We start from the raw sequence: 20,543 nt of genomic DNA, 5'->3' as shown, positions 1-20,543 counted from the left end.
ATTTTATAATCATTTATATTGTTATTAAATTGAGTGTACTGTTTTACCTCTAACGAGGATGTGGGCAGCTCAAGCCCATTATGAATAGTACGTATTTTTTCTACTAAAAAGGTAGGTATATCATGGCAGAGCAATTTGCTAAAGCTTGGACAGGTTTTGCAGACGGTGAGTGGCAAAACGAAGTTAACGTTCGCGATTTCATCCAAAAGAACTATGCACCTTATGAAGGTGACGAAGAATTCCTAGTTTCTGAAGGTACTGAAGCAACTAACAAGCTTTGGGCTAAAGTAATGGAAGGCATCAAACAGGAAAACGCAACTCACGCACCTGTTGATTTTGATACTTCAGTTATCTCTACCATCACATCTCACGATGCGGGTTACATTGAAAAAGACCTTGAAACAATCGTTGGTCTTCAAACAGAAGCGCCTCTAAAACGTGCAATCATCCCTAACGGCGGTGTGCGTATGGTTGAAGGTTCTTGTAAAGCATACGATCGCGAACTTGATCCTATGGTTTCAAAAATCTACTCTGAGTACCGCAAAACACACAATGCTGGTGTTTTCGATATCTACACTAAAGACATCCTAAACTGTCGTAAATCAGGTGTTCTAACTGGTCTTCCTGATGCATACGGCCGTGGTCGTATCATTGGTGATTACCGTCGTGTTGCACTTTACGGTATTGATTTCCTAATCAAAGACAAACTAGCTCAATTCGCTTCTTTACAAGAACGTTTTGAAAAAGGCGAAGATCTAACTGCAACAATGCAACTTCGTGAAGAAATTGCTGAGCAACACCGTGCTCTAGGTCAAATCAAAGTTATGGCAGCTAAATACGGTTGTGATATCTCTGAGCCAGCAACTACTGCACAAGAAGCAATTCAGTGGACTTACTTCGGCTACCTAGCTGCTGTTAAATCTCAAAACGGTGCTGCAATGTCTCTAGGTCGTACTTCGACTTTCCTAGACATCTACATCCAACGTGATATCGACGCTGGTCTTCTAACTGAAGAACAAGCTCAAGAAATGATCGACCATTTCGTAATGAAGCTACGTATGGTTCGTTTCCTACGTACTCCTGAATACGATGAACTATTCTCTGGTGACCCAATCTGGGCTACAGAATCTATGGGTGGTATGGGTCTTGACGGTCGTACTCTAGTTACACGTACTAACTTCCGTTTCCTAAACAGCCTTTACACAATGGGTCCTTCTCCAGAGCCAAACATCACGGTTCTTTGGTCTGAGCAACTGCCTGACGGCTTCAAACGTTTCTGTGCGAAAGTATCTATCGATACTTCTTCTATCCAGTACGAAAATGATGACCTAATGCGTCCTGACCTAGCATCAGATGACTACGCAATCGCTTGTTGTGTATCTCCAATGATCGTTGGTAAGCAAATGCAGTTCTTCGGTGCTCGTGCTAACCTTGCGAAAACGATGCTTTACGCAATCAACGGCGGTGTTGATGAGAAGCTAAAAATCCAAGTTGGCCCTAAAGAAGCGCCAATGACTGATGAAGTTCTTGATTACGCTAAAGTAATGGATCGTCTAGATCACTTCATGGATTGGTTAGCAACTCAATACGTTACAGCATTGAACTCTATCCACTACATGCACGACAAGTACAGCTACGAAGCGTCTCTAATGGCTCTTCATGACCGTGACGTTCGTCGTACAATGGCTTGTGGTATTGCTGGTCTATCTGTTGCTGCCGATTCTCTAGCTGCAATCAAATACGCTACAGTTAAACCAATTCGTGACGAAGATGGCATCGCTATCGATTTCGACATCGAAGGTGATTACCCTAAATTTGGTAACAACGACGCTCGCGTTGATGATATCGCATGTGAACTAGTTTCTACGTTCATGGGTAAAATCCGTAAGCTTAAAATGTACCGTAACGCTATCCCTACTCAATCAATTCTTACTATTACATCTAACGTTGTATACGGTAAGAAAACTGGTAACACGCCAGATGGTCGTCAAGCAGGTGCTCCTTTTGCTCCTGGTGCTAACCCAATGCACGGCCGTGATGAGAAAGGTGCTGTAGCATCTCTAACTTCAGTAGGTAAACTACCGTTTGCTGATGCACAAGATGGTATCTCTTACACATTCTCTATCGTTCCTAACGCACTAGGTAAAGACGATGACAACCGTCGTTCTAACCTTGCTGGCCTAATGGATGGTTACTTCCACCACGAAGCTAACGTAGAGGGTGGTCAACACCTTAACGTAAACGTTCTTAACCGTGAAACTCTAGAAGACGCAGTTAAGCACCCAGAGAACTACCCACAACTGACTATCCGTGTATCGGGTTACGCTGTGCGTTTTAACTCTCTAACTACTGAACAACAAAAAGACGTAATCGCACGTACTTTCACTGAAACTCTATAATTTCAGCGTTAATTAAGTAGCATTAAGCCCTGCCATTTTGGTGGGGCTTTTTTATTTCCACTTTCCTCATAATTCCCCCTATTTCTCTCTGGTTTGCCCTACTTAATTGGTTCAAAGTGTAATAAAATGGCCACATAATTATAGTTCGGAGAAATGTCGTCATGTCTGTAGGTCGTATTCACTCTTTTGAATCTTGTGGTACCGTTGATGGTCCAGGTATTCGCTTTATCATCTTTTTACAAGGTTGTTTAATGCGTTGTATGTATTGCCATAACCGCGATACTTGGGACACGCATGAAGGTAAAGAAGTTACCGTTACTGAATTAATTGAAGAAGCCAAAAGCTATCGTCACTTTATGAAAGCATCTGGCGGCGGCATTACCTGCTCTGGTGGCGAAGCAATGCTTCAACCTGAGTTTGTACGTGACTTCTTCCGTGCTGCACAAGCCGAAGGTATGCATACCTGCCTAGATACGAATGGCTACATTCGTAAACACACTGATGTGATTGATGAAGTATTAGAAGTTTCAGATCTTGTTATGCTTGATCTAAAACAAATGAAAGATGATATTCATAAAGAGTTTATTGGCGTATCTAATACTCGAGTTCTTGATTTTGCTCGTTATTTACATAAAATCGGCCAAAAAACATGGATCCGTTACGTTATTGTCCCAGGTTACACTGATGATGAAGAATCCGCTCATCTACTTGGTGAGTTCATTAAAGACATGGACAACATTGAGAAAATAGAGCTGCTTCCATACCACCAATTAGGTGCCCACAAATGGCAAGCTATGGGACTTGATTACCCTCTTGAAGGGGTTAATCCTCCTTCTAAAGAAACCATGGAAAAAATGGTAGAGATCCTGAGCCAATACCATAATAACGTGAAATTCTAAGCTCTACTTTCACTTTACATTTATTTTAAATGCCCGACTATCGGGCATTTTTATTGGAAACAATTATGTATCAATTAAGCTTTTCGTTAAAAGAATTCCTTGCTGAATATTGGCAAAAGAAACCCGTCATTATCAAAGGCGGTTTTGAAAACTTTCAAGATCCTGTTACACCTGAGGAACTCGCTGGCTTAACGCTAGAAAATGATGTGGATTCTCGCTTTGTTTCCAACTTAAACAACGAATGGAAAGCGGAACACGGCCCATTAAGCGAAGAACTGTTCAATACGCTTGGTGAAACCAATTGGTCTATTATTGTTCAAGCGGCTAACCACTGGCACGAAGGTGCGGCTGAACTATTCAAGCCATTCAAACAAATGCCAAACTGGTTATTTGATGACATCATGATCAGCTATTCAGTACCTGATGGTGGCGTAGGTCCACACATTGACCAATACGATGTATTTATCATTCAAGGTCAAGGGAAACGCCACTGGCGAGTTGGCGATATTGGCGAATATCAAGAAGAACACCGCCATAGTGCACTAAAACAAATCACGGGTTTTGACCCTATTATCGATCAAATCTTAGAACCTGGTGATATTCTTTATATCCCACCAGGCTTCCCACATGACGGTTATGCATTAGAGCCATCAATGAGTTATTCTGCAGGTTTTCGTTCACCAAAAGAACAAGAGCTAGTGAGTAACTTTGCTGACTTCATTATTGAGAATGACAAAGGTGACGTGCATTACCACAATCCAGATCTTCAAGCGCAAAGTCACGGTACTGAAATTAGCACGCAGAGCTTTGAAGATTTAAAAGCAATGATGTTAAATGCTATGTCGGATGAACAAACGCTAAAGCAATTTATGGGTGAATATTTAAGTAATTCACGCCATCATTTAAATATCCTTCCTGATTCTGAAAAATGGACAACTGAGGAATTAATTAGCTATTTACAGTCAGGTCAAGCTCTGATTAAAGTCGCTGGAATTCGAGCTTTCTATCATGAAATCGAAACATGTGAAGATAACATGACGCTTTATATTGATGGTGAAAGCTATGTTTTCCCTTTAAGCGTAAAAAATGATGTGATTGCTTTATGTGAAACGTCAGAATTCACACAACTCGATATTGAGGGTTTATTGCAAGATCCACATTCAGTGGCTAATTTACTGCAATTTGTAAATATCGGTTACTGGTTTGCTGACATTGACGGCGAAGCAGAATAATACCATTCTGGATAAGTAGTTGTTCAGATAATTGCGTAAGAAAAATCGATTAGAGCAAGGCATAAATTGCAGTAACTAGTGGATCTAATTACAAAAATTATAACGCAGATATAATCGATTTTAACAAGTAAGAATGATCAAATACTTATGTAGATTGGTATAGACATAAAAAAAGCGCGATATAAATAGATTATCGCGCTTAAGCCTGTCACAGGCTGAATGATTAAAAACTGAAATTGCCATCATAATTCATCGAATTATGATGGCTTTTTACATTAGATATCGGTTACCGCTAAACAAGAAACGGCGTGTACATCTGTTCCTTTTAGCTCTGGTTTAGTCTGTGCACATATATCTGTAGCTTGAGGACAACGAGTACGGAATACACAACCAGATGGTGGATTAATAGGTGAAGGTAAATCCCCTTCTAGCATCTCAATCACTTTTGCTCTCTCAAGCTTTGGATCTGGAATTGGAACCGCTGACATCAGCGCTTTAGTGTATGGGTGCTTAGGGTCACTAAACAACGCATCAGACTCGCCAAGTTCAACCTCATTACCCAAATACATAACCAATACGCGATCTGAAATATGCTTAACGACAGATAAATCGTGGGCAATAAAGACTAAGCTTAAACCAAGTTCTTTTTGCAACTCTTTAAGTAAGTTTACTACCTGTGCTTGAATCGATACATCTAGAGCAGATACAGGCTCATCACAGATGATCATTTTAGGCTTTAGAATTAGTGCACGAGCAATACCGATACGCTGACACTGACCACCAGAGAATTCATGAGGGTAACGGTTGATTACGTTTGGTAATAACCCCACCTTTGCCATCATCTCTTTTACTCTATCTTTCACTTCATCTTTTGTCAGTTTTGGATAGAAAGTCTGTAGTGGCTCAGCAATGATATCGCCTACCGTCATACGTGGGTTAAGAGATGCCAATGGATCTTGGAAGATCATTTGGATCTCTTTACGTTTTTGACGCAAAGGCTCGTCATCTAATTTAGTTAAATCTTCACCCAGCCAAACTACTTCGCCTTCTGTTGCTTCTACCAAACCGATAATTGCACGAGCAAACGTTGATTTACCACAGCCGGACTCACCTACGACACCCAGTGTTTCGCCTTCATATAAGCGAACGTTTACACCATCTACTGCTTTTAGGTTCGCAGGTTTAGCCCATGGCCATACTGATTTTGATGCAATGCTAAAGTGGACTTTTAGATTCTTTACATCTAAGATTAAATTTTTATCTGCTGACATTACCACGTCTCCTGATCAGAAAAACAAGCACGTAATCTATCTTGACCAAACGGCAATAAGATCGGAGCTTCTTGCTTACAACGGCTCATTACTCGATGGCAGCGCTCTTGATAAGGGCAACCCGTTGGTAAACGAAGTAAGTTAGGTGGATTACCAGGAATCGTTGGTAAAATCTCACCTTCTTGATCTAAACGCGGAATCGCTTTTAATAGACCTTCTGCATATGGGTGACTTGGTTCATAAAATATTTCATTTACTGTACCGTATTCCATTGTACGACCAGCGTACATTACAAGCACTTTGTCACATGACCCTGCAACCACACCCAAATCGTGGGTAATCATAATAATTGCCGTATTAAATTCACTCTTCAGCTCATTCAATAATTCCATGATTTGTGCTTGTACAGTTACATCAAGAGCGGTTGTTGGCTCATCTGCAATAAGTAACTTAGGACGACATAATAACGCCATTGCTATCATCACACGCTGACGCATACCACCTGAGAATTCATGTGGGTACATAGTAATACGCTTACGAGCTTCTGGAATTTTAACCGCTTCTAGCATTCGGACAGATTCTTCAAACGCTTCTGCTTTACCCATGCCTTTATGTAGCATTAATACTTCCATTAGCTGGTCGCTAACTTTCATGTATGGATTAAGCGATGTCATTGGATCTTGGAAAATCATCGCCATCTGTTCAGCACGAATACTGTTTAGCTCTTTTTCAGGAAGGTTAAGAATTTCTTTGCCTTCAAACTTTGCACTACCCGTAATAATACCGTTTTTAGCTAATAGACCCATTAGTGCAAATACTGTCTGTGACTTACCAGAGCCAGATTCACCAACAATGCCTAATGTCTCACCTTGTTGAAGTGAGAAGTTTAAATCGTTTACTGCGGTTACGTTACCATCTTGAGTTGTAAACTCTACACGCAGATCTTTTACATCTAATAAACTCATAATTCTTTCCTGCTCAAATTTGTTTAATAATTAACTGTCCACACAGAGAGTTATCTGTCTTTTGGATCCAGCGCATCACGTAAACCATCACCCACATAGTTAAAGCAGAATAAGGTAACGACCATAAATAAAGCGGGGAAAGTTAACTGCCAAATTGCCACTTCCATTGTTTGAGAGCCCTCTTGAAGTAAGGCACCCCAACTTGTCATCGGCTCTTGAACACCTAGACCTAGGAAAGATAGGAAAGATTCAGTTAGGATCATACTTGGAATAAGCAATGTTGAATAAACAGCAACAATACCTAATACGTTTGGTACGATATGGCGAGTGATGATGCCCCACTTACTCACACCACACACGTGTGCAGCTTCGATAAACTCTTTGCTACGTAAACTCAGTGTCTGGCCTCGAACGATACGAGCCATATCTAGCCAAGCAATCGCACCGATAGCAACAAAGATAAGTACGATATTACGACCAAAGAATGTCACTAATACGATGACTAGGAACATAAATGGAACCGCGTATAAAATCTCAATGAAACGCATCATAACTCGGTCAACTTTACCGCCAACAAACCCTGATGTTGCGCCGTAAAGAGTCCCGATAAGTACCGCAACTAACGCACCTAAGATACCAACCATCAATGAGATTCGGCCACCAACTAAAGTACGAACAAACAAATCACGACCTAAGCTATCGGTGCCAAATAAATGCTCTGCACTTGGAGCAGCATGCAGCGCATACCAATCGGTATCATCATATGCATATTGACTGAACATCGGCAGAAAAATAACTGCTAACGTCATTAAAGTAAGAATAAAAAGACTGATCATCGCCGCTTTATTTCGCATAAAACGCAGACGAGCATCCTGCCATAAACTTCGACCTTCAATCTCAAGATTTTCTGAGAACTTTTCGATCGCTTCTAAATTTTCTTTTTTAGTTAACATACGTCCGTTCCCTATTAATAACGAATTTTCGGGTCAATTATTGCTAGTAACACATCAACAATGGCGTTGAATAAAATGAATAGGAAACCAATTAAGATGGTCACCCCCATTACTAACGAATAATCACGGTTAAAGGCTGCGTTTACGAATAACTTACCAATGCCTGGTAGACCAAAAATAGTTTCGATAACGACTGAGCCGGTAATAATACCTACAAACGCAGGACCCATATAAGAAACAACAGGCAGCATTGCTGGTTTTAACGCATGTTTTAGAACGATATAGCGGTAGCTTAATCCCTTTGCTCGAGCTGTACGGATAAAGTTACTGTTAAGAGTTTCAATCATGCTACCGCGGGTAATACGAGCGAAAGTTGCAACGTAAAGAAATGACATACCCAAGATTGGTAAGAACATGTATTTGAATGAACCATCATGCCAGCCACCTGCAGGGAACCAACCAAGTTCAATTGAGAATAAATAAATAAGGGCTGGTGCCAACACAAAGGATGGCATTACCACCCCGACCATGGCGGTGGACATGATACTGTAATCGAGCCAGGTATTTTGCCTTAATGCTGCTAAGGTACCAATAGACACACCAAGTACAACGGTAAAGATAAAGGCAAAGAAACCCACTTTTGCAGATACAGGTAACGCCGCTTCAACCAACTCATTAACTGTGTAATCTTGGTATTTAAATGATGGTCCAAAATCACCTTGCAGAATGTTTCCAAGATACGTTGTGTATTGTTCAAAGACAGGCTTATCTAAACCATACTTTGCATTGATGTTCGCCATTACTTCAGGCGGAAGTGGGCGCTCTGTAGAAAATGGATTACCCGGTGCGAATCTCATTAAGAAAAATGAGATAGTGATCAAAACCAACATAGTTGGGATTGCTTCAAGGATCCGTTTGATAATGAATTGAAACATAATTCACTCTTCCAGTCTGTGACAAAAATAAAATAGAGGTAGATCTAGTCACTACACGCTATCCTGCGTGCAGTGACTTTTTTTATAGTTTTATTTGCTAATGATTAATTAGCTTTGATGTATAGATCTTTTGAGTAGATTTTTTCTTCCGCATTTTCTGCTGGGAAGCCACCTACTTGTGGAGACAATAGACGAGAACGAACATACTGATAGATAGGTGCGATTGGCATGTCTTCTGCTAAAAGCTGTTCAGCTTGTAGATAGATAGCAGTACGCTCTTCTTCAGATGTTGATTTTAGTGCTTTGTCAATTAATGCATCATACTCAGCGCTTAGGTAGTGTTTACCACCTGTTGTGTTCTTACTTACCATTAAAGTTAAGAAAGAAGACGCTTCGTTATAATCACCACACCAACCGGCACGGGCAACTTCAAATTGACCTTGATCTTTTGAGTCTAGGTACGTTTTCCATTCTTGGTTTTCTAGTGAAACTTCTAGACCAAGCGTCTTCTTCCACATAGAACCAGCGGCAACTGCGATCTTTTTATGGTTTTCAGATGTGTTGTATAGAAGGGTAAACTTAAGTGGATTCTCAGGACCGAAGCCAGCTTCTGCTAGTAAACGTTTCGCTTCAGCATTACGCTCTTCTTGAGTCATCTTACCGTAAGCAGGAAGCTCAGGATTAAAGCCCGCTGTGATTTCAGGTGTTAAGAAGTAAGCCGGTTTTTGACCTTGACCTAAGATAGCACCTGACACGATATCACGGTCGATAGCGTAAGAGATTGCTTTACGAACACGTACATCATCAAATGGTTTCTTTTGAGTATTGAACGAGTAGTAATAAGTACATAAACTGCCTTCAACAGATACTGACTCTGGCTCTTCTTTTTGAAGACGCTTAAAGTGCTCTGTTGGAAGCGTAGAAGTGAAGCTGATTTCACCAGATAAGAAGCGGTTCATTTCAGCTACTGGGTTTTCGATTGGTAAGAACGTTACTTTATCAAGTTTTGTATCTTTATTATCCCAGTACTGTTCGTTACGAACTAGCTCTAAGCGCTCGTTTACAACCCAATTTTTAACAACAAATGCACCATTACCAACAAAGTTACCTGGTTTAGTCCACTTATCGCCAAATTCTTCAACTGTTGCTTGATGCACAGGCTTCACTGTTGTGTGGCCCATCATCATTACAAAATATGGTACTGCTGTATCAAGTTGAATCTCTAGTGTATTAGCATCAATCGCTTTAACACCTAATTCACTCTTATCTTTTTTACCAGCAATGATGTCTTTTGCATTTACCATCTTAGTATATTCCATATACCAAGAGTATGGCGATGCTGTAGCAGGATCAACAGCACGTTGGAAACTGTATACAAAATCATCTGCTGTTACAGGATCGCCATTTGACCATTTAGCATCTTTACGTAAATGGAAAACAAAATTTTTGTTATCTGTCGTTTCCCAGCTTTCAGCGACACCAGGGATCGTATTACCGTCAGCATCTTGGTTTACAAGACCTTCTAGTAGATCACGAATAACGTGCGATTCAGGTACACCTTGAGATTTATGAGGATCAAGCGTTGCAACTTCAGTACCGTTACCACGAGTCAGTTCTTGAACGTCAGCGTAAACGACTTCTGTTGATACTGGTTTTTCAGCAGGTTTTGTTTCTTTCACTGGTTGCTCTGCAGGTTTATCTCCACAGCCAGCTAGTGTTAGTGACAGGCCACCAAGCAAGATTGCTTGTGTAATTTTATTCTTATACATGCATTAACTCCAATACATTCTATTTTGCATCCATGACATACTTCGGGCAGAACGACTTGCCAATCATTTATCATCTAAAAAACGTTAAATGCGTCTTAAAAAAGATAAATCCATCGAAGATTCGAGGGCAACATTATCAATCATTGAAGTAATTTGCCACATTTTTGTCACAAAACACCTGATAATTTTTAAAAACATCACAATTAACAGCATAAATGACCAACTTTTAAACTTATTGCGGATTGAATATATAGAAAACTATAAAAATATAGAATCGATCGCTAATCAATCTAAAAAACACTCATTATTTAGAATAAAAACCCAACAAAAATGCTACATGTCGCATTAAAAAACAATATAAATGAACGCAAATTAGACAGATATTTATATTTTTAGAAGCGAAATAAGCCTAATACATCTAATGCAATCTTTAAAAATCATAATTTAGAACCACCCTTCAAAAAAAATCATCGCTTACAAATTAACCTCTTCAATACTTTTAGGCTGCTGCCAAACAGCTACAACCAACTGGAAGTTTATAAAATATGAATAATTATAAATAGCACTGCAAATATTTTGCGGTAATCCGTTTTTGGATTCATTATCAAGGATGTTATTTATGTTAAAGAAAAAACTTGGGCTTTGTTCTGGAGCTGTCGCTCTTGCTCTATCAATGCCTACCTATGCTGCAGCACCAGGCCAAGCGATTATCTCTTGGATGGAAACCGATTTTGCCATTATTGAAGTTGATCAAGCCGCAACATCATATAAAAATCTTGTCACAGTAAAAGACTTTGCTGAAGTCCCTGTTACTTGGGATCGTTGGTCTGGTGAATCTGCAGAAAAATGGCGCGTGTTATTAAATGGCGTTGTTGTTCATGAAGAATCGATTTCTCCTACTGCTTCACAAAAAGCCTCTACGGTTCTACAAGTTCGTCAAGGTGGCCAATACGAAATGACGGTAGAACTTTGTAATGGTTCAGGTGCAACAGAAGAATGTAGCACCAGTGCAGCCAAAGCAATTGTTGTTGCCGATACTGATGGTAGCCATTTAGACCCGCTACCAATGAATGTCGATCCTGCCAATGGAAATTACACCACACCTGATGGAATGGTTTCTGGAGCTTATTTTGTTGAATGGGGTGTTTATGGTCGTAAATTTGCCGTTGACCAAATTCCAGCACAGAATCTAACGCATATTCTTTATGGGTTTGTTCCTATCTGTGGCCCTAACCCTTCTTTAGGTGAAATTGAAAATGGTAATAGTCTAGCAGCATTAAACCGCGCTTGTGCTGGAACGCCTGATTATGAAGTCGTTATTCATGACCCATGGGCTGCAGTTCAAATGCCACAACCTCAATCTGGCCATTCTTTTAGTACGCCTTATAAAGGGACTTATGGTCAAATGATGGCACTGAAACAACGCTATCCAGATCTTAAAATTGTTCCATCAATCGGCGGTTGGACTTTATCAGACCCTTTCTACGACTTTGTTGATAAATCCAAGCGAGATATTTTTGTCGCGTCAGTTAAACAGTTCCTTAAAACATGGAAGTTTTATGATGGTGTAGATATTGATTGGGAATTCCCTGGTGGTGACGGTGCAAGTGCAACCGGTGGTGACCCTGTTAATGACGGCCCTGCTTATGTTGCTTTAATGCAAGAACTAAGAGCAATGCTTGATGAATTAAGTGCCGAAACAGGAAAAACCTATGAGTTAACTTCAGCAATCGGTGCTGGTTATGACAAAATTGAAGATGTTGACTATGCTGCTGCATCGCAATATATGGATTACATTTTTGCAATGACATACGATTTCTTCGGCGGTTGGAATAATGTTGTTGGTCACCAAACAGCACTAAACTGTGGAACACATATGTCTCAAGGCGAATGTGATGGTACAGGTCTTGATGATAAAGGCGAACCTCGTAAAGGACCTGCTTATACAATCACTAATGCGATTGACTTATTACTTGCTCAAGGTGTTGATGCTAAGAAGCTGGTTGTAGGTGCTGCTATGTATGCACGTGGTTGGACTGGTGTTACACGTGATAGCATGACCGATCCGACAAATCCAATGACAGGGGTTGGTAACGGTAAAGTTGCAGGCTCATGGGAAGCTGGCGTAATTGATTACAAAGATGTGGTGACTAATTACGTAAATAAAGCAGGCGTTGAAGTGGGTTATGATGATATTGCTCAAGCCGCTTACGCTTATGATCCAAGCAATGGTGACTTAATCACTTATGATAATAAACAATCTGTACTCGCTAAAGGTGAATACGTTCGTTCACTTGGTTTAGGTGGTTTATTTGCATGGGAAATCGATGCAGATAATGGTGACATTCTAAATGCGATGCAAGAAGGTCTTGCTGGCGACGGAACGGTTACGCCTCCTGCAAACAAAAAACCTATAGCTAAAGCCGGCGTAGATCTTTCAGTGACTGCACCTGCATCTGTACAACTTGATGGTTCATTATCATCTGACAGTGACGGTTCTATTGTTTCTTATGCATGGACACAAACTTCTGGACCAAAAGTGACATTAACTGGTGCAGATTCAGTTAACCCAAGCTTTGCTACTGATACCTTTGCTCAATCTGAAACACTTCAGTTCACGTTAACCGTTACAGATGATAAAGGTGCAGCGGCATCTGATTCAGTAGCAGTCTCAGTAACAGTTGAAGGTACAGGACCGGTAAATACCGCGCCTGTAGCTGTTATCGTTGCTCCAACATCGGTAAACAAAGGCGATGTTGTTACTCTTGACGCATCAACATCAACTGACGCAGACAATGATCCATTAACCTATTCATGGGTAATCCCTACAGGTATTGATGCTACTGTTGTTGGTTCTCAAGTAACCTTTACAGCAGGCTCTTATACTGTAGATACGCCTTTCACCTTCTCTGTAACAGTTAATGATGGTCAAGCATCAGATACTTCAAATGTTACCGTGACTGTTCTGAAAGATGCTGGTGACCCACCATTAACTTGTGACAACGCATGGGATGCTTCAGCCGTTTATACTGGTGGTGATCAAGTATCACAAGCAGGTAAAGTATGGGAAGCGAAATGGTGGACAAAAGGTGATGAGCCATCAAAATCTGGTGAGTGGGGAGTATGGAAAGAAGTCGGTATTTCTACTTGTAACTAACCTTCGACATTAACCTTATAAATAATAAAAAGACCAAGTTCATTCATCTGAGCTTGGTCTTTCTTTTCAAAACAATAGAATTACTTAAGTAAACTTTACTTACCTAGCGCTTCTTTATAATGCAAACGGCAAACTGATACATACAATTCATTACCACCAATAGCAACCTGATCGCCATCAGCAATAGCAACCCCATGCTCATCAGTACGAATAACCATATTCGCTTTACGCCCACAATGGCAAATCGTTTTTAACTCTACTAATTTATCTGCCCAAGACAATAAGTATTTACTGCCTTCAAACAACTCACCTAAAAAGTCCGTTCTTAAACCATAACACAATGCTGGGATATCTAATTTATCAACCACTTCAGTCAATTGATAAACCTGCTCTTTCGTTAGGAATTGGCATTCATCGATTAACACACAATGAAGCTTCTCTTTTTCATGAAGCGTTTTAATTGCTTCAAATAAATTCATATCAGTATTAAATAAATGCGCATCAGCATCTAGACCAATACGAGAGCTTACTTTACCCACACCGTAACGGTCATCAATCGCTGCGGTAAAAATAGCAGGATTCATACCTCGTTCTTGATAATTAAAAGACGATTGAAGAAGTGTCGTTGATTTACCCGCATTCATTGCTGAGTAATAAAAGTACATTTGAGCCACAAATGTGTCCTCTATTAAAGTTTAAAAATTTATAAAATTGGCAATAAAAAAGGCTGGAAAACCAGCCCCTTTAATAAAATTAGTTAAGATTACTTACGACGCCATGTCGTCCCTTCAGGGCCATCTTCAAGTACAATATTTAGTGCAGCAATTGCATCACGAGCCGCATCAGCAGCTGCCCAATCTTTTGCGGCACGAGCGTCATTACGTGCTTTAATTAACGCTTCAATTTCAGCGACTTCATCATCACTGCCATTATTACCTTGTAAGAAAGCTTCTGGCTCTTGTGATAACAAACCTAACACATCAGCAAGTTCGCGCATTAACGCACCCAATTTAGAAGCGGCTTCTACATTTTCAGTCTTCAGGCGGTTTACTTCACGAGCCATTTCGAATAATACCGAATAAGCTTCAGGCGTATTAAAGTCATCATTCATTGCCGTAGAAAAACGGGTAACAAACTCTTCGCCACCAGCAGGAGTTACCGTTAAATCAAGACCACGTAATGACGTATATAAACGCTCTAATGACGCACGAGCTTGGTTCAAGTTATCTTCACTGTAGTTTAATTGGCTACGGTAGTGACCAGACATTAAGAAATAACGAACCGTCTCTGAATCGTAGTGTGCTAACACATCACGGATAGTAAAGAAGTTACCTAATGATTTAGACATCTTCTCACGATCAACCATAACCATGCCACTGTGCATCCATGTATTTACATACTTAGAGTCATGAGCACAGCATGATTGCGCAATTTCATTTTCGTGGTGTGGGAACATTAAATCAGATCCACCACCATGAATATCAAAATGATTACCCAGAATAGAAGAGTTCATCGCTGAACATTCAATATGCCAGCCAGGACGACCAGGTCCCCAAGGTGATTCCCATGTAGGTTCACCCGGCTTAGACATTTTCCATAAAACGAAATCCATACCACTGCGTTTAACGCTTGCTTCTTCAATGGTTACACGAGAGCCCGCTTGAAGCTGTTCAAGATCTTGGCGAGAAAGGCGACCATATTCATCGTATTTTTTAACTTCAAACATGACATCACCATTTGATGCAACATAAGCAAAGCCGCGTTCAATTAGACGATCAACCAATTCAATAATTTCTGAAATGTATTCAGTCGCTCTTGGTTCAACATCTGGACGTTTCATATTTAACGCATCAAAATCAGCGTGCATATCGGCAATTAAACGCTCAGTAAGTGCATCACATGTTTCACCATTCTCAGCAGCACGCTTAATGATCTTGTCATCAATATCGGTAATATTACGCACAAAAGTAAGGTCGTAACCTAAGAAACGTAAATAACGAGAAATCACATCAAAAGAGACAAACGTACGGCCGTGACCAATGTGGCACAAGTCGTAAATGGTAACCCCACACACATACATACCGACTTTACCTTCGGTAATTGGTTTAAATTCTTCTTTTTGACGTGTAATTGAGTTATATATTTTCAACATGCTCTTTTTTTACTCATTATTTGTTTAAAGGATATATAAAGGCTATTAAACCTATATTAAGTAATGATAGCAAGAAAATTCCCTGTAGATCCTCGTTAATCTTAGGTAAAATCAAATTCTATTTAAATACAATTACAAAGGTAATTTCATGATCATCCTTCACACATCATTTGGTGACATCACAGTTAAGCTTCATGAAGATAAAGCACCTGCAACTTGTGCTAACTTCCTACAATACTGTCAAGATGGTTTTTACGACAATACACTTTTCCACCGTGTAATTGATGGCTTTATGGTTCAAGGCGGCGGCATGACTTCTGGTCTTGAAGAGAAAACAGGTCGTGCTACGATCAAAAATGAAGCAAATAATGGCCTAAGCAATAAAGTAGGTACATTAGCAATGGCTCGTACTATGGAACCGCATTCAGCAAGTTCTCAATTCTTCATCAACGTAAACGACAATAAATTCCTAGATTTTAAATCTGAGTCTATGGATGGTTGGGGTTACTGTGTATTCGCTGAAGTAGTTGAAGGCATGGACGTAGTAAACAAGATCAAAGGTGTTGCTACTGGTAACTACGGTTACGTACACCAAGATGTTCCAGTTGAAGAAGTATTCATTACTGGTACTACAATTACAGAATAATTCTGTTTATGCTGGCTCTTATTCCTTAAGGGCTAGCATCTTCATCACTCCAACAAAAAGCATTCTATGACTATTTTATTTATTTCTGATCTTCACCTCTCGCCTCTTCGCCCTGATATTACTGATTGTTTTTTAGACTTTATGAATACAGAGGCCATTCATGCAGAGAAACTGTACGTGTTAGGTGATTTGTTTGAGTTTTGGATCGGTGATGATGATAACTCTCCCTTTAATGTAGTAATTAAAGAAGCATTTAAAGCATTAACCCAACATGGTGTTAAGTGTTACTTCATTCAGGGTAATCGTGACTTCTTATTAAATAAACGCTTTTGTAAAGAAACGGGAGTTCAACTCCTAGCCGATCACACGGTGATTGATATCAATAACGAAAAAGTACTTATCATGCACGGTGATACTTTATGTATTGATGATATCAAATATCAAGAGTTCCGCGCTAAAGTCCATCAGCCATGGTTACAATGGGTATTTAACCGTATTCCTCTGTTTATTCGCCAGCGTATTGTGAAAAATGTGCAAGATAAAATCAAAGAAAAGAAACAGCACAAAAAACTCACGATTATGGACGTTACTCAAAGTGAAGTAGAAAGAGTAATGCGACAAGAAGGCGTTAAAAGGCTGATCCACGGGCATACACATCGTCCCAATGTGCATACTTTTAATCACAACTCAGAAGAGATGACTCGTATTGTGCTTGGTGATTGGTACACTCAAGGATCTATTCTTGAATTTAAGAACAATAAATATACACTTCAGAATAAAAGTTTTAAATAAATCACATTAATTACCGCTCCTTATCTATCCAATAAGGAGATTTATAGTCTTTTTACCGTAAAAAGACTATGATGAAACAAGTTTCGATCCAACACGCTGTAGAGAATAGTTGTTATGTACTCATATGTTGCTCGTCAACCGATCCTAGACTTGAAAAAAAATACGATTGGTTATGAATTATTGTTCCGTGATGGTCCAAAAAACACCTTTCCTGCAGTTGAAGCAGAAGCAGCAACGAGCCGATTACTGTCAGACCACTTTCTAAGCTCTCAGTGTAATGCGACAAATAACAAACTTGGATTTGTAAACTTTCCTCATCAAAGCTTAATCAACCTGGTACCTACTCTATTCAGCGCCAATAATTTAGTGGTTGAAATCCTCGAAGATTGCATTCCAAATCAAGAGCTACTTGATGCCATCAAAACATTATCTAAGCGTGGTTATAAGTTAGCTCTAGATGACTTTGAACCAAACCCTCTATGGACGCCTTTTTTGCCTTACATCGATATCATCAAGTTTGATATTCGAGCAATCCCTATTTTAAAAGCAAAGTTATTTATCCGTCACTGTGAGAAATATAACATCGAATTTTTAGCTGAAAAAGTAGAAACTTACGAAGAATTCGAACAAGCAAAAGCAGCAGGTTTTACTTATTTTCAAGGCTATTTTTTTAGTAAACCTGAAATGTTGCAACAGCGAGCGATTCAACCAAATCAATTGTCAATAATGCAGCTATATAAAGAAATCTCAGCACCGATTGTTGACTTTAATGCCGTTGAAAAATACTTAGTTCAAGATGTCTCATTATCTTATAAATTACTGCGCTTTGTTAATGCCTCTTCAGTCATTGATAAACCAATCACCTCTTTTAAGCAGGCTCTTGTCTATTTAGGTGAAACTAAGTTACGTCAATTTATCTCTTTAGTTGCCGTTGCTCATGCCACGCAACATAAACCGCAATCACTGTACACATTGTCGATTCATAGAGCGAAATTGTGTGAACTGATCGTAACCAAAACAAACATTAAACTTGAACCAAGCCAAGCATTCTTAGTCGGCTTATTTTCATTATTAGAGCCATTATTAGACCAACCTTTAAATAGCTTAATTCAGCACTTACCTATTTCGACAGAAATAAAACTCGCTCTTACTGAACGTAAAGGGGCACTTGGTATGCTCATTTTAGCCATTGAAAGTTATGAGAAAGCGAATTGGAACGTCGTTTCAAAATGCTGTGCCACCTTGAAGATTACTGAAGAAGAATTTACAAACTGCTACAAAGAATCTGCCGAATGGGTAGATGACATGGAAAATTAAAGAGCAAATATTATCAATGTCTAAATCGAATCATTGCCCGTGTGGTACTAAAAAAAATTATTCAGTGTGCTGTGAGCCTATTCACAACAACCATGCTTTAGCAATAACACCAGAGCTATTGATGCGTTCACGCTACAGTGCTCATGTAAAGAAACTTACTCAATATATTATTGATACTTATCACCCAACTTGTAACGCCGAAGAGTTTAGAGAAGGTATTGAAGATTCAACCCAACTCGATTGGCGCAAGTTAAAAGTAATCTCTGCACATCTATCTGACCAAATTGATAATGAAGGTTTTGTTTCATTTAAAGCAACCTATTCAGAAGATGGTCAACTGCATCAATTGAAAGAACACTCTCGTTTTTTAAAGGAAGGTGGAAAGTGGTATTACATTGATGGTGACGTTGAATAACCTAATTGAACATGCATAGTAAAATTAAAGCCTGATTATTTATCAGGCTTTTTTATGTTTGTATAAATAAAGTAAGAGTTACAATCATCTACTACTGATTAATATCCCTATATTTAGTTAGGTATAAAAAAACGAGAACCACCAGACTCTCGTTTCTGGTTATTTCAGATTAAAACTTCTTCGAGATTAACGCTGAGCCAGCAATAATAGCTACACCTAGCAGCATGATAGGGCCTTTACCACTATCAAAACCAGATGAAATACCCATGAATGCAACGATTGCGATTGCAACAGGGATAACGTACTTAACTAAAGCGTACCATAAGCCGAACAGTGGGAACTTCACTTCGCCGCCGTTTGTCACTTCATTTTCTAAATCTTCACGCGTCAATCTCCAACCGGCAAAGATACATACCAACATACCGCCAACCGCTAAGAAGATCTTATCTGTAAGAAGATCGAAGATATCGAACGCACCAGTATCAAACAATGTTGGTCCAACACCGCCTAAAGATAGTGAAGCAAAGATACATAGAATTGCCATCACTGAACTTGCTGTAATAACCGCTTTAACTCGTGATAAGCCTTTCTCATCAATTAAGTAAGAAACCACAACTTCTAGTAGTGAAACAGAAGATGTTAATGCAGCTACACTTAAACCAATGAAGAACATCAGAGCAAGTAGAAGGCCAATAACGCCACCCATTTCAGCAAACAGCTGAGGTACAACTACAAATACAAGACCAGGGCCTGCTGTTGGGGCCATACCAAACGCAAACATTGCAGGGAACATTGCTACACCAGCAAGGATCGCCACACCCGTATCCATTGCTGTAACCATTGCTGTTGTTTGAACTAGGTTTTCTTTCTTCTTCAGATAAGAGCCATATGTCATCATACAACCCATACCAAGAGATAATGAGAAGAATGCTTGACCAAGCGCAGCAAGAATAACGTTACTATCAATTTTAGAAAAGTCAGGACTGAACAAGAATTCAAGACCCGCCATCGCTCCTGGAAGCATAAGTCCCTTAACAGAAACAATAATCAGGATAATGAAAAGTAACGGCATTAATACCTTACCCGCTTTTTCAATACCGCCTGAAATACCCTTCATTACGATAACGATGTTTAGAAGTAAATATGCGCCCATCCACATTAACGGTTGAACCGGATCAGAAATGAATCCACCGAAACTATCTCCAATTGCCTCAGGAGCATCTAAAAGACCTGTCCCTACTTTACCGATATAAGCAATTGCCCAACCACCAACAACTGGGTAAAAGCCCATGATCAACAGACCACTCACGACACCAATCACACCAGCGAACGTCCAACGACGATCCGTCGACTTAAATGCGCCAACTGCCGATTTTTGAGTACGACGGCCGATAGCAAACTCGGTTAGCATTACGCTAAAACCAATAAAAATCACAAAGAATAGATAAATAGCAACAAATGCACCACCACCATTCTCACCCGCTGTATATGGAAATTTCCAAATATTACCTAGACCAACAGCAGAACCTGCTGCAGCCATTACAAATCCTAATTTTGAACCCCAGGTATCACGGGGCTTAGTGGTATTACTCATAGCCACAAATTCTCCAAATATTCTATATTGTTGTGTATGCACTGTGT

The 20,543-nt window shown here is 39.7% G+C and carries 16 protein-coding genes; 8 read left to right on the top strand and 8 right to left on the bottom strand.

The features are described from left to right. Nucleotides 1-122 precede the first annotated feature (122 nt). From pflB to PVK70_RS10675, 3 genes are all read left to right on the top strand, one after another. Nucleotides 123-2,399, top strand: coding sequence for a formate C-acetyltransferase (gene pflB, locus PVK70_RS10685; RefSeq protein WP_130045550.1), 2,277 nt, complete (start codon nucleotides 123-125; stop codon nucleotides 2,397-2,399). Nucleotides 2,400-2,560: 161 nt separating this feature from the next. After that, nucleotides 2,561-3,298, top strand: coding sequence for a pyruvate formate lyase 1-activating protein (gene pflA, locus PVK70_RS10680; RefSeq protein WP_130047447.1), 738 nt, complete (start codon nucleotides 2,561-2,563; stop codon nucleotides 3,296-3,298). 65 nt (nucleotides 3,299-3,363) lie between these two features. Continuing rightward, nucleotides 3,364-4,530 carry a cupin domain-containing protein gene (locus PVK70_RS10675; RefSeq protein WP_165367180.1) on the top strand — a complete coding sequence of 389 codons (1,167 nt, stop codon included), beginning with the start codon at nucleotides 3,364-3,366 and terminating at the stop codon, nucleotides 4,528-4,530. Between the two features lie 275 nt (nucleotides 4,531-4,805). Here the strand turns inward: PVK70_RS10675 and oppF are convergent, their stop codons facing one another. From oppF to PVK70_RS10650, 5 genes are all read right to left on the bottom strand, one after another. After that, a complete protein-coding gene (gene oppF / locus PVK70_RS10670; RefSeq protein ID WP_130047445.1) occupies nucleotides 4,806-5,801 on the bottom strand; it encodes a murein tripeptide/oligopeptide ABC transporter ATP binding protein OppF in 996 nt (331 codons plus the stop codon). Beyond that, nucleotides 5,801-6,766 carry an ABC transporter ATP-binding protein gene (locus PVK70_RS10665; RefSeq protein ID WP_130047444.1) on the bottom strand — a complete coding sequence of 322 codons (966 nt, stop codon included), beginning with the start codon at nucleotides 6,764-6,766 and terminating at the stop codon, nucleotides 5,801-5,803. Before PVK70_RS10665 ends, oppF begins: the two co-directional genes overlap by 1 nt. Before the next feature lie 50 nt (nucleotides 6,767-6,816). Continuing rightward, the gene (gene oppC, locus PVK70_RS10660; RefSeq protein WP_130047443.1) at nucleotides 6,817-7,719 is read right to left on the bottom strand and encodes an oligopeptide ABC transporter permease OppC; all 903 of its coding nucleotides are present in this window, start codon (nucleotides 7,717-7,719) and stop codon (nucleotides 6,817-6,819) included. 14 nt (nucleotides 7,720-7,733) lie between these two features. Further along, complete coding sequence (gene oppB / locus PVK70_RS10655) at nucleotides 7,734-8,654, bottom strand: oligopeptide ABC transporter permease OppB (protein ID WP_130060003.1); 921 nt, start codon at nucleotides 8,652-8,654, stop codon at nucleotides 7,734-7,736. A 104-nt stretch (nucleotides 8,655-8,758) separates the two neighbouring features. After that, on the bottom strand, nucleotides 8,759-10,423 hold the full coding sequence (locus tag PVK70_RS10650; RefSeq protein ID WP_130047441.1) for an ABC transporter substrate-binding protein: 1,665 nt from the start codon (nucleotides 10,421-10,423) through the stop codon (nucleotides 8,759-8,761). A gap of 619 nt (nucleotides 10,424-11,042) precedes the next feature. Between PVK70_RS10650 and PVK70_RS10645 the strand changes: the two genes are divergently transcribed. Next, nucleotides 11,043-13,580, top strand: a complete 2,538-nt coding sequence (locus tag PVK70_RS10645) for a glycosyl hydrolase family 18 protein (protein ID WP_130047440.1) — start codon at nucleotides 11,043-11,045, stop codon at nucleotides 13,578-13,580. Between the two features lie 95 nt (nucleotides 13,581-13,675). On the opposite strand, the gene PVK70_RS10640 is transcribed toward PVK70_RS10645, so the two are convergent. Together PVK70_RS10640 and cysS are read right to left on the bottom strand one after the other, a co-directional pair. Further along, nucleotides 13,676-14,254 (bottom strand): thymidine kinase, encoded by a 579-nt coding sequence (locus tag PVK70_RS10640; RefSeq protein ID WP_122033096.1) that lies wholly within the window; start codon nucleotides 14,252-14,254, stop codon nucleotides 13,676-13,678. Nucleotides 14,255-14,343: 89 nt separating this feature from the next. Beyond that, nucleotides 14,344-15,732 (bottom strand): cysteine--tRNA ligase, encoded by a 1,389-nt coding sequence (gene cysS / locus PVK70_RS10635; RefSeq protein WP_130047439.1) that lies wholly within the window; start codon nucleotides 15,730-15,732, stop codon nucleotides 14,344-14,346. Nucleotides 15,733-15,880: 148 nt separating this feature from the next. Here cysS and PVK70_RS10630 point away from each other — a divergent pair, with 148 nt between their 5' ends. The 4 genes from PVK70_RS10630 to PVK70_RS10615 all read left to right on the top strand — a co-directional run bounded on the left by PVK70_RS10630 (nucleotide 15,881) and on the right by PVK70_RS10615 (nucleotide 18,902). Next, on the top strand, nucleotides 15,881-16,378 hold the full coding sequence (locus PVK70_RS10630; protein ID WP_130047438.1) for a peptidylprolyl isomerase: 498 nt from the start codon (nucleotides 15,881-15,883) through the stop codon (nucleotides 16,376-16,378). Between the two features lie 66 nt (nucleotides 16,379-16,444). After that, nucleotides 16,445-17,170, top strand: a complete 726-nt coding sequence (gene lpxH / locus PVK70_RS10625) for a UDP-2,3-diacylglucosamine diphosphatase (RefSeq protein WP_130047437.1) — start codon at nucleotides 16,445-16,447, stop codon at nucleotides 17,168-17,170. Nucleotides 17,171-17,284: 114 nt separating this feature from the next. After that, nucleotides 17,285-18,487 (top strand): EAL and HDOD domain-containing protein, encoded by a 1,203-nt coding sequence (locus tag PVK70_RS10620; protein WP_130047436.1) that lies wholly within the window; start codon nucleotides 17,285-17,287, stop codon nucleotides 18,485-18,487. Then, on the top strand, nucleotides 18,471-18,902 hold the full coding sequence (locus tag PVK70_RS10615) for a YchJ family protein (protein ID WP_242504750.1): 432 nt from the start codon (nucleotides 18,471-18,473) through the stop codon (nucleotides 18,900-18,902). The genes PVK70_RS10620 and PVK70_RS10615 overlap by 17 nt, the downstream gene beginning before the upstream one ends. A gap of 169 nt (nucleotides 18,903-19,071) precedes the next feature. Here PVK70_RS10615 and PVK70_RS10610 read toward each other — a convergent pair whose 3' ends face one another. Further along, nucleotides 19,072-20,502, bottom strand: a complete 1,431-nt coding sequence (locus tag PVK70_RS10610) for a sodium-dependent transporter (RefSeq protein WP_165367179.1) — start codon at nucleotides 20,500-20,502, stop codon at nucleotides 19,072-19,074. Between the last annotated feature and the right edge of the window lie 41 nt (nucleotides 20,503-20,543).

It is taken from the genome of Aliivibrio sp. A6, assembly GCF_028765505.1.
Classification (GTDB): Bacteria; Pseudomonadota; Gammaproteobacteria; order Enterobacterales; family Vibrionaceae; genus Aliivibrio; species Aliivibrio finisterrensis_A.
This window is presented reverse-complemented; position numbering and strand designations above follow the sequence as displayed.